The sequence below is a fragment of the Bacteroides sp. 2201st1_D9_2201SCRN_220225 genome (assembly GCF_040928965.1).
Classification (GTDB): domain Bacteria; phylum Bacteroidota; class Bacteroidia; order Bacteroidales; family Bacteroidaceae; genus Bacteroides; species Bacteroides stercoris.
The window spans coordinates 1-11,337 of sequence record NZ_JBCODG010000103.1 but is presented as its reverse complement, the minus strand read 5'-3'; the positions used below and the strand labels follow the sequence as shown (position 1 = coordinate 11,337).

Genomic DNA, 11,337 nt, shown 5'->3' with positions numbered 1-11,337 from the left:
CATATAAAATAACAGAAGCCGCCCGTCAGGCCAATGAAGCATGGGCACAAAGTTATCGTAATTTGAATGTCGACAAACTTAAACTGTCAGACCCGGATGCTTTAATGATAGGTAATATGCGCATATTCAATAACGAATTGTTAACCCAAAACGAGCGTATTGCCCAGTCTACTGAATTATGGCATCGTTATTGGATAGAAAAGAACGGTCCCAAACAAAGCGTGGATGATCAGACCAAGTTCTTTGATACAGCCGCAGGCAGAGATCCGGAATTGTTACAACGATTGGAAGCCGCAGACCAATGGACAGGCGTAGATAAAACTTTCCGCTCATTGTTCAATGCTTTGGGAATGAAGCAGACTTTCCAAAAAGGATTGAACGGGGAAAATTATTATGCGTATGAATTGCACGGACGTACTTTAAGCGGGACAAATACAAATGTTTTTGCGAGTAATGGAGAAATAAGCGAACAGGTAGCTGTTCAAATGATGCTGGCTCAATTGGCGGATCATAATTCCAAAGAGAATCTGGATTTGAGCCAATATCTTTTGCACACAGCCACTTCTGCTCGCAATTCCAAGGATTTGTCTAATATATTAAGGAATGCCGCAGATAGGTTTATTCCTAAAATGGGTAGTTGGGATCCTAAATGGGATTGGATTAGTGCAGAAACATTCCACGATGACATGACTGAAGGGGACGTGCACCGTTCACAAGCGTATATACGGCACCTGATTAAGATTATGCAGGGAACAATTAGCGCGTGGAACGATTATGCTTCAATTCTTAGGGATTTTGAATCCGGCCAAACCATAGACCCTATAAGAACCCAAAGAATATTACAAGGATTGTTTGGCCCCTTATTTGATCCTACAGAAGGGTTGTTCGGAACCGAAGGTTGGACCAAGCGCGTGCAGGATATTGTAAACAATCCAGATAAATATAATTTAGAGAGCGAACAGGCTGCTGTTGATTATATTACAGAAACATTTGACCGATTGCTTTCCTGGTATGATGATTTATATTCCGGGCACAAATCATTGTTTGCCCCGTTCATAAACCGAACGCCTATACAGAATCTTTTGAAAGAAGGGGATGTACTGCCAGCTGGTGGATTTTATGGACCTAAGGGCGAAGGGGAGACCGCAATCTTTGGTGGTGTAAAGTATGTATCAAAGTCGGTTGCTCCATACGCTACCCCTCAATGGGTAGATACAACCGGGAAAATATATACTCCCAAATCAGGCAAGGACGCCTTTCAATTGGATCCGACAACAGACCAAGATTTGGCTTCCAGTATTCATAATGGTTTGGACCAATCTAAATACAAAAGCCATTATAATAATTACAATGCCGCTCCCAAACAAATGATAGTACGTATTGAGAATTTAATGCGCGTTGATCACCAAACCATTGATATGACGGATGAGAGGCAGTCTGCGGCACTGGCAAATATAAAACGGGAAATGGCCGCAGCTTTATTAGATGTAGTTCAAGATTTTAATGAAAATATAGCATAATATGAGTTTTGTCAGTTCTTCATTTTCTAAATTAACAATAAATGTCGGCAATGGGTTAGCGCATACAGGTATAAATGCAGCTTTTTATGCCGCTAATTATAAAAAAAGAGATGGTCAGTTGAAGTTTATATCCAATAGAGGATACAGTAATGTGTTTGTGTACGCTGCAAAAAGAACAATGATGCAGATGACTTTTGCCACCATCAATGACCTTTATCCTAAATATATACGCCAGTTGGACAGAAAAAAAACTGCTGAGTCTTATCAAAATAATCAGGGAAAAGAACTCCAAAAAATCATAGAGAATGGTCAGAAAACAGATCAAGACACCTTTAATAAGCAGGGGGTAACTTTAAAGTATCGGGGAAAGCCGGCGAACGAGGGGTTACTTCTTTGGATTAAAAACGAGAGCGGCCAGCCACAATCAACGGCTTTTAATACATATTGGGATAAAATAAAGGGGCTAAGTAATGAAGCTGCTGTCAGTTCTTCGCTAAATGCAGCTACAGAGGTAAAAGTGCCTGGAGAATTGGTGTTCTTGGATTTGGGAGCCATTGTGCAGGCACAGAGTTCTAACAATCTCGTGCTTACTAAGGTGCAGGGGCGAGATTGTTCTCGTAAAGAATTGATTTCAGGGGGCGACGTTAGTTTCACTGTAACAGGAGAAATTACAAGTAATTATCCGGACGTATATCCATATGCAGAAGTATCCAAATTCATTACATTAATGCAACACAAGGGTGTTATTCAGGTATTTAACCTGATGTTCCAGCAATTTAATGTTACTCAAATTCTGATTAAAGATTTCAATATGGGGCAGAAAAAGGGGTTCAAGAATGTTCAGCCATACAGCTTCACATGTGTTGCCGTTGAACCTGATGATGCGGTGAAAGTCGTTGAAGACACTATCAATGGAACTAATATTGAAATATCGCAAATGAATAAAAAGGGGTGGGCTAAGGTATTGCTTGACCAGGTAAAAGCGTCTGCCGCCAATCAGGCCGCTCAGATGATAGAAACATTAACATCAAATGTGATTTAATTATGAAGAGTTCTAATGCAATTGCATACCAAGACGGATTGGACATCTTGGTATGCAAAATTATAATTTGGGAACCATCCGATAAACAGGTTATAGACATTAGCGATCCGGACGAGAACAAGTGCCTGGTATTGCGTGAATGTCAAAGTATAGAAATAGAAGAGTCTTATAAAAAACTTATAGGTACAGCTTCTGTAAGATTTCCAAGAGGGACTGTGATAAAACGTACTGTTACAGCTAATGGAATAGAAGAAGATGGGGTTACTTCTATATACACCGAACGTTTGAACGATGGGGCGATAATCGAAAAGCGTCCCGGTTATTCAGTGGCCCAACCAAAAGACTTTAAAGTTGGGCAACGAATCTGTATATATTTAGGATATTACCGGGACAAAGGAAAAATATTTGCGAATGAAAAAGCCCGCCAGCAAGAAATGGAAAAAGAAGCGTTGGGACACGCGCCTAATTTTGATGGATATATTGTCAAATGTGGCGTCTCCACTCCAATAGAAATCAAATGTGAAAGTGTTGCGAGTAACCTTAAACGGAAGACTTGCCCAAACATCCTGATAAACAATGCTACCATTTCAGATTTATTAAAGGCTGGAGGAAAGTACGATCTATTGAAAGGCACAGGATTGGAGTTACACCCAGACACCTTAAAAGAGAAAATAAACATCGGAAAAATCCAATTAAGTGATGACCTTACGATAGCAGATGTACTAACCGAATGGGGAAAATATGGTTTGTATTGTTTTCTCTGTTATGATAACGACAAGCCATATATAAAGGTTGGAATGCCCTTTTCCAAGAACAAAAACATGCTTATAGAGAACGACAGCGAACCATCAATGGGAACATTGATTCAATTCAATTACCATGTGGCAAATGACAACCTTACACTAATGAACGTAGATCCGGCATATCTGGCTGTTTCAGCCGAGGGATTCCGAATGGAAGGAAAAAAGCAGATTAAATATAGTATAACTATAAGGCTAAATCCGGAATGGACTGGAAGCAGCGACACCGAACACAAGAAGTTTCAACTTCTCAATGAAACCAAACTGAGTACAAAAGCTATGAAGTTGGGGGCGGTCACTAAATCCAAGTCCAGAGACCGTGTTGATTTAAGCAAATACACTGTTATCCCCTACATATCCAGAAAAATAGGTGTTACAGAAAGCAAATTGGTTCAGGAAGCTGAAGAATATTTTGAGAATTATAACCAAAATGGAGTGGATGGAACCTTGGTTATATTCGGAGATCTAAACATTAAAGCTGCTGCAAAAGTTGAGTTATTAGATTTCAGAGAACCTGAGAAAAACGGTTGGTATCGTGTAGAAGAAGTGAATACGAAATTTGGAGTGAGTGGTTTTCGGCAAACCCTGAAATTGCCGTATTGCATAGCAAAACCCGAAAAAGAATAATTATATGAAACACATCACAAACGATTTAAGCGCAAACGAAACTATCTATGAAGCAATCAGGCAAATAGCTTTTCATAAGTTAGTTAATCCACGTACCAACGTAATGAAAAACACATCTAAAATATCAGGTTACGTTGTAAAAGTTCATACTGACGCTGATGATGCGCTGTGTGGAACGGTGGATGTACAAGAATATTTATCAAGCCTTTCAGAACAACAGTCTTTGGAAAATGGCTTGCCGGTAGGTTTGCATGAAGGGGTGTACCTTTCTGCTATCCAAAACAATGAAAACGGTATGGTGATTATCCCTTATCTTTATTCAGACGTAGTAATCACAACAGACCCCGCAACATTGCGTGAATACGTTATCCAATATTCTCATGCTGACACAGTACAAATAGATGCACACAATAAAGTTGTTATTGGGGTCACAGAAACCAAGGAATGGGAGGACTCTGAGGACTCTCCTGATATAGATGAACTGGAAAAGACAGGGGTTCATGCGCACACCACTTACACCCCTGTATCTATATTGTCAGAGGTAGCTAAGGGGGATAATGAATCAGATAAAAGTATTTTTCAAGTCACTGCTGATAACATTGTATCTCAGCATGATAAAAGCCAAATACTTCTTGATGCCAAACAGATTTTGGCCAAATACAATGCCAAGGAAATTGTAATAAAAGAGGATGGGGTGTATTTGGGTAGTGGAAGTGCTAAGGAACCCGGCGTATTAGGAAATCAATTAGCAACTTTATTGGTTGATTGGTTAGGAACATTATCCCAAATGATGACACCAACAATGATGGGTCCTCAGCCACCAGCCAACTTAGCCAAATTTGTGTCTCTACAAGCAAAAGTTAATTCATATAAGGCATCCATATCAGGATTTTTATCAAAAACCGTAAAAGTCGCAGAATAATGGCAAAACTAAATGAAGGTATATCACAAATAGAAAAGGGGAGCATACTGGAAACAATGTACAATCGTTTCGTGTCAGGTATGGAGCAAGCATCTCACGAAACACTCCCTGATTTTACAGGGCCAGAGTACGTTGATGGATATGTAGTCAATGAAGAGAAAATTAAAGATGAAATAAGTGATTATGAAGATATTACCCGAAAAAACGCTGCTTATTTATTGGCAAATACGATTGTCGGTAGTTTGACGGGAGGCGGTGATGGCGGGGAAGGTGGAGGCGGTTTTGTTTCCATCAACGGTGATTCTATGGCGGGGAAATTGAACGCCTTGTATGGTTTTGCGGCAGGATTTAATGGCATCAAAATTCTGGATGTCTATCAAATTTCTAAGCCTAACCAAGATAAAAAGACAAGCATCGTCTCTATTGATGGAGAATTGCATTTGTCTTCATGTGGACTGTATATCAATAATGCGAATATACTAAAGTATGAGAGCTATATACTGTCCATTAAAGCAGGCAATATATTATTGGACGGTAATGTCATGTGCAGTGGGCGCATCACATTAGAAGAACTGGAGATTTCCAATAACGGTATTAAGTATAAAGATTATGACTTTTATCATGCCGGCAACTCTAACAAAGAAGATGTTAGCTGGACCATGAAAGACGGAACAGTTGCAGGAAACTTATCTGTATCAGGAGACGGTGTTTTTGGATCTTCAGTGTCTGCTTTGTATGGTGTTAAATTAGGGTTTGAAGGTACAGATGTATTGTCCGTTTCAGCTCCAAGATTAGCCCAGTTAAGGGGCGATTTGAACCTAATTGGATGGGTAGGGATACAGTTGAATGGAAATTACGTTATTCATGCAAAAAACAGCAATATCATATCTTTTTCTGCCAATGATAAAATTCTAAATTTTGGGGATGATGGCACCAAACAAATAAATCTACAAACCAGTGTTTACGATGATGACGGTGAATATGAATTGATTTCAAAGTTCGGTTCTGCTTATTTCCCCGCATCGTTTAAAGCCGGTCATGGATTAGGAAATGTATTGGTTGAGACATATAAGAAATCTTCCGAAGATGCAGGATTGATTTTCAAACGTTACATAAGATTCAATACAAAAGACGGACCAGGGTTTTATAGTAATGGTGATACGATATTCCTTGAGGCTCCATTCAAATATAATCAAGGATCTGGAGACAATGTCACCTCAACAATAGAAGTAAAAGAGTCATCTTTCGGCTATATAGAATCATCAAGTTTATACGCACCGTTAAACCGAAAGTCGTCCAGTCTTAAATTTTCTACAGATGCTGATTTCTTTGTTTTTAATAAAGCCATTGAGGGGGAAAAATCAATAGGAATTGCAAATTCTAAAACCCGCCTTCTTGACAATGAACTATTCTTTAATGATTCAATCTACTGGCTGGCTTTAGAAAATGGGGTTAAGCATTACGGTGATGCCTATTTTGTGAACAATATTGGCTCCGTTGTTTTCTCCAGTGGTTTTGCAGGAAGCGGTTGGGGGATTATTCAAAATTTATTGACTGGCAATATAGAAGCGACATTTGATGGGCTTACAATTCGTAAAAAAGCAAGATTCTATGAATTGGAAGTACAAAAGCAATCTGTTACTAATGGGTCTTTGTGGGTCAGTGACTCTTGTTCCGGAGACTTGGTAGAAGAAATAGTATAAATGGCAATATACACATTCAAAAAATATAAAATTTCTCTTCAACACGACACAAAAAAAACTCAAGGATTACGCACCGGAGATATAATCAGAAGACAATATTTTGACGGTAAAAATTTAGTTTATTCCTTAATGTGTGTATTAAATTACGGAAAGGAAGAGGTACTTGATCCTAAAACCGGCAGAACTGTTGAGCGTAATTATTTTATAGGAGCATTGCTCGAAGGAGATGTGCCAAAATCGGAGCAGATATTGGATTTTGCACGCATCACCAATTTATTTGACACTTCCCGTTCCGGCGCTATGTATTTGACAGGCTCTGATGACCAGTCGCCATACATGGATGTAATAGATGGCATTGGAAGAAATGCCAGCTTGTGTTGGCCTGAAAATGTAGCTACAAAAGATTATACAAACCCAAAATCTCAGTATATAGTGAAGGGGGCGGTAGATGCTGATTACCAGCCGTCAATAGAGGATAACTATCGGGTGCTCCATTTAAAACGACAGGATACAGAGGATAAAAACTTTATTGGAATTCAACAAGACTTCAAAGAATACGTCAAAAATCCCAATAGAGTGCTCATATCTTATAAAATCAAGTCTTCCAGTGAATTATCCTGCAAGATAAGTTTGGGCTTTCAGGACGGCACACGGATTGATGGAGAAGAGGATTATACAGTCACGACAGATTGGCAATACAAACTACATGCTGTTACCATTGATTATTCAGGAAGGTATTTACGTACTCTAAAATTGGATACATCTTCCATGAAAGCACATGATGAAGTATGGATAGCGGACTTCAATATCATTTTGCTTTCCAGTGTTACCAATTTTAATGATGCTTGTCACACTCGTGTAGGAAAGCTAACCGGCATTATAGACCCTGTTTTTGGGCAGTTGGATAGTTATGGAAGTTATATACAAAAACTTTTTGCTTCTGGCTCTGCTCATATATCAGGAACTTTAACAGCAGGGGATGAAAACGGATTTGCTGCAACCTTTTATGCAGGAAAGATACATAGAAATACTTTCGTTAACTCATTGAATGTGGAGTTTACAACACCTGTAATCACGGATGATCATATTGACAACCCAACAGGTGTAGGTAATGTGTATAAGATTGATGGCAATGCCACAATGAGGGCACAGACCAATAAATGGCTATTGAAAAATATAGGCCAATCTTATACCTTATCGTTTTGGCTATATGCTGAGGCTGGTGGACAGCTCTCAGTACTTCAAAACAATAAGGTTATTGGCACTATACAAATAGAAGAAAGTGCAACCTTATATTGGCAAAGACACAAAATCTCTTTTGAGTTACAGTCCCCACAAGAGAATGACGACTTAACGATTTCCTTACTTCCAGAATTAGTTGATCCAAGTGCGTACATTTATTTTGTTGCTCCACAATTAGAGTCAGGTAATACAGCTACCCAATACCAACCAACAGACGATGTATTGAGAGAAACCAATGATTATGGCGCATGGTTCAATAGAGGAGGGGTTGGCGGAACAATTCAAAATCCATTATTACAACTGAATTTTGATGGGAAAGGCGGTATTGGTACTAAAAATAAGTCGTTTTTTCTCGGATACGATGGCTCTGGGTATTTGGCAAACAAAAATATAGAATGGGATCATGATGGACATGTTGTTCTTGGGGATGATGTCACTATATCATGGGGTAACATTGCAAATACTCCAGGTTGGATTGATGATTGGGATTCTAATAAAACTGTGATTGGTGGCGAATCATTGATTACACCCAAAATCTTTGTTGGTAAAAAAATAGAAAATGAAGAAGGGTTAACAAATATCACAGGAGTTTATATAGGTCCTAATGGCAATGGAGCAGGCGTTTACGGATATAAAGAAGGCATTGACATATTTCATATTAATGAACGTGAGGGGAAAATTGCAGGCTGGGTAATAGATACTAATAAAATTTGTACTGAAGATTTAAAGCTATCCATTAATGCTGAGGGCAGTATAATAGCTCAAAATGAGTATGCAGAAGTTTTATGGGGGATATACAAAAGCGGTAAGGCAATATTTTCCAAAAACAATGTTCGATTTTTAGAAGATGGGTCTGCATATTTTAAAGGAGAAATTGAATCTGCTTCTGGAAAAATAGCAAATTGGACAATAAAAGAAGACGCCATATACATGGGTCAATTCTCCGATACCGGAACCACAGCAAGTCCAGAAGATATTACAATTGGGAAAACAGGTCTGAGAGGCTACAGTTGGTATTTAAACAGTAATGGTGACGGTGCATTAGGACATGGGTGTATTAGTTGGAACAGTAAGGGACAAGCCAATATCACATCTACAAAATCCGCAATGTTGGTGGCTGTAGATAAAAATGAAGACAATAGTTATAATTTAAAATTTAATTACAACCTGTCAAATGATATTGACCTATTTCATATTGGAGACATCTGCTGGGGGTGCGTTAACAGTAATAGTCCGATAGTTTCATGGTTTCGTATTACAAATGTAGCTACATCTGTGAACACGATCACTGTTGTAATGTATCCAAATGAAGATGTTCCGGGAGGCGTTAATTACGAGCCTATGCCTCAAATGCTTGTATCTGTTTACGGAAATGCTGACATTGAAGATTTAGAACGGTCCAGAAATTTTAAATTCGATATAAGAAAACAAAGTATGTTATTCTTATCGAATATACACAAGCCGATATTGGAGGACTACAACTACTCAATCAGTATCGGCAGATTTCCCCGTACCAAGGCACTTGAAAAGCTGCCGATTTCCGAGAATGAGACAGGCGTCATGGCACAGACGGTCATTGCCGAGAAATTCTACCAACTCGACCACAACGGTGATGTCGTTCCCAACAAGGTAGACCGGGGTGTCTGGTCGCTGGAAACGGCCCAGAGCGGCGCTCCTTATCGCTTTGTACAGCACGAACTGGCAAAGCCTTCCGGCAGCGAATATACCCTGCTGGAACAGCATACGGTCTACCACCTTGGCTGCAAGTGGGGCTGTCTGTCAGATAAGACAACGGATGAACCGAAATGGAACTCCCCGTCATGGGGACTCCTTGAGGGCGACAGTAGGTATTCGCTCCAGCTCTCCCTTTCAGGCGGGGAGGCATTCGTCATAGGCGGTGTGGATACGGTAATGTCCGGGCGCGTTTTTTATGGTACAATTGACATAACGGATGATGTAATGGCGGACGCTGCCACCGAAGTGGAATGGTTCCGTGACAGCGGCAATGTTCCGGCGGACAACCTCTGGACGCCTGAGTATGTGGACGGAAACAGGCTTGCCATCCACATCGACAACGGGAACCAGCACGGGGTCGGTTCAGACTTCGGCTTTGTAAGCAGGTCCGTTGCCTTCATTTGCCGGGTATTCATTCCGGTTGAAGGGGAAATGCAGCAGATAGAACAGAGATTTGGTTTTGACATATTATAACTATGGGAATAAAGAGTAACAAACAGCAGGGGCGTATTTATGTGAGTCCCCTTTCCATCCAGGGAGAGATAATAGTATTGTCGGGCAGTCCCGTGCAGACCTATGACAAGCAGTTGCGGGAATACAGCCCCGACCGGACCCTGACACCGCTGGTCATCGTGCCGAAGGTATCGGCATTCGACGAGAAGACGGTATTCGGTGAAATGGAACTCACGGGGGTGGAGTGGTTCGAGGGTGCGCCCCGTGACAAGTCGGCCAACCGCATCGTCGAGGGTGAGTATTACAGCATTTCCGACGGCAGCGGCGGTGTGCCCAAATATGCGCTTACCATCCGGAAGAACACGCCACCGGAGAAGCCGGTGGAGTATTTCGGTATCGCGATATTCACGGACCCGCGTACGAACCGCGAGGTCCGCTGTGAACGGAGCATGAAGTCCTATGCGCACCTTTATGACAACAAGGCGTATTCGCTGCGTCTGAAGGGGGATTCCGTGATGGTGACCGACCCGCTGCGCCTGGCCGACCGTTCCGGCTATTGGAACAGGGAGATAGAACCGCAGCTCTATACAGGGACCGAACCCGTGGATGATGAACACGCCGCATATTTCTGGGACATTCTTGAAAACGGAGCATACCGCCCGGTTACACCGGATGACCCCGGTATTGTCTGCCATGATGTGAACGGAGTGTACACCCGCAAGCTGATGTATCAGGCGAAGTATGTCACTGGTGCAAGCTTCCGTTGCCGTGCCTGTGAGTATGCGGGCAGCAGACCGCAGGCCCCTACGGACGGGCGGCTGGAAAAGGTTATTGAGGTAAAAACGGAGATGGCCGTTTCCTTAAATTGCGAAATTATCCAGACAAAAGGTTTTACCCTTTCCGATGATATGAAGCAGCCGAGCGCCTATGAGGTACGCATCTTCGACAACCGCCGCGAGTACGGTATAGAGTACGATGACCTTTTCCGCATCACATGGAAAGGCCAGAGTGCGAAGCCGGGCGAGCCGGAGAAGGTGCTGGCAACCGGCGGGCGGACGTTGGAGTTTATTCCCGCGGACAAGGGTTTTCCGGCAGGACATATCTTCCAGGTGTGGGCGGAAGTGGGGCTTCTCACAGGTGAGTCCCTGATGGGAGACGAGGAAGGTGCCGTTATCTCCTCACAGATTGACGGAAAGACGGTATTCATTGCCACGGGTCCGGTATATGAATAATTGAGTAACAACTTTAAACTTTAATCAATATGTACGTAATTGTAGAAAAGGCAAAGCTCGAA

General features: G+C 41.4%; 6 protein-coding genes and 1 pseudogene. All 7 read left to right on the top strand.

What is annotated here, in order from left to right:
* A pseudogene (locus AB5903_RS20730) lies at positions 1–1,520 on the top strand (phage tail tape measure protein); the annotation flags it as partial.
* Between the two features lies 1 nt (position 1,521).
* On the top strand, positions 1,522–2,562 hold the full coding sequence (locus AB5903_RS20725) for a DUF6046 domain-containing protein (protein WP_195639750.1): 1,041 nt from the start codon (positions 1,522–1,524) through the stop codon (positions 2,560–2,562).
* Positions 2,563–2,564: 2 nt separating this feature from the next.
* On the top strand, positions 2,565–3,989 hold the full coding sequence (locus AB5903_RS20720; protein ID WP_368118207.1) for a hypothetical protein: 1,425 nt from the start codon (positions 2,565–2,567) through the stop codon (positions 3,987–3,989).
* Positions 3,990–3,993: 4 nt separating this feature from the next.
* On the top strand, positions 3,994–4,911 hold the full coding sequence (locus AB5903_RS20715; protein WP_060386496.1) for a hypothetical protein: 918 nt from the start codon (positions 3,994–3,996) through the stop codon (positions 4,909–4,911).
* On the top strand, positions 4,911–6,614 hold the full coding sequence (locus AB5903_RS20710; protein WP_195639753.1) for a hypothetical protein: 1,704 nt from the start codon (positions 4,911–4,913) through the stop codon (positions 6,612–6,614). The genes AB5903_RS20715 and AB5903_RS20710 overlap by 1 nt, the downstream gene beginning before the upstream one ends.
* The gene (locus AB5903_RS20705) at positions 6,615–10,064 is read left to right on the top strand and encodes a hypothetical protein (protein WP_368118206.1); all 3,450 of its coding nucleotides are present in this window, start codon (positions 6,615–6,617) and stop codon (positions 10,062–10,064) included.
* A gap of 2 nt (positions 10,065–10,066) precedes the next feature.
* Complete coding sequence (locus tag AB5903_RS20700; protein ID WP_368118205.1) at positions 10,067–11,275, top strand: hypothetical protein; 1,209 nt, start codon at positions 10,067–10,069, stop codon at positions 11,273–11,275.
* The last annotated feature ends 62 nt before the right edge of the window (positions 11,276–11,337 follow it).

Bases quoted from the DNA above. Each gene is read 5' to 3' on its own strand.
- AB5903_RS20725 (WP_195639750.1), top strand. From the start codon at position 1,522: ATGAGTTTTGTCAGTTCTTCATTTTCTAAATTAACAATAAATGTCGGC.
- AB5903_RS20720 (WP_368118207.1), top strand. From the start codon at position 2,565: ATGAAGAGTTCTAATGCAATTGCATACCAAGACGGATTGGACATCTTG.
- AB5903_RS20715 (WP_060386496.1), top strand. From the start codon at position 3,994: ATGAAACACATCACAAACGATTTAAGCGCAAACGAAACTATCTATGAA.
- AB5903_RS20710 (WP_195639753.1), top strand. From the start codon at position 4,911: ATGGCAAAACTAAATGAAGGTATATCACAAATAGAAAAGGGGAGCATA.
- AB5903_RS20705 (WP_368118206.1), top strand. From the start codon at position 6,615: ATGGCAATATACACATTCAAAAAATATAAAATTTCTCTTCAACACGAC.
- AB5903_RS20700 (WP_368118205.1), top strand. From the start codon at position 10,067: ATGGGAATAAAGAGTAACAAACAGCAGGGGCGTATTTATGTGAGTCCC.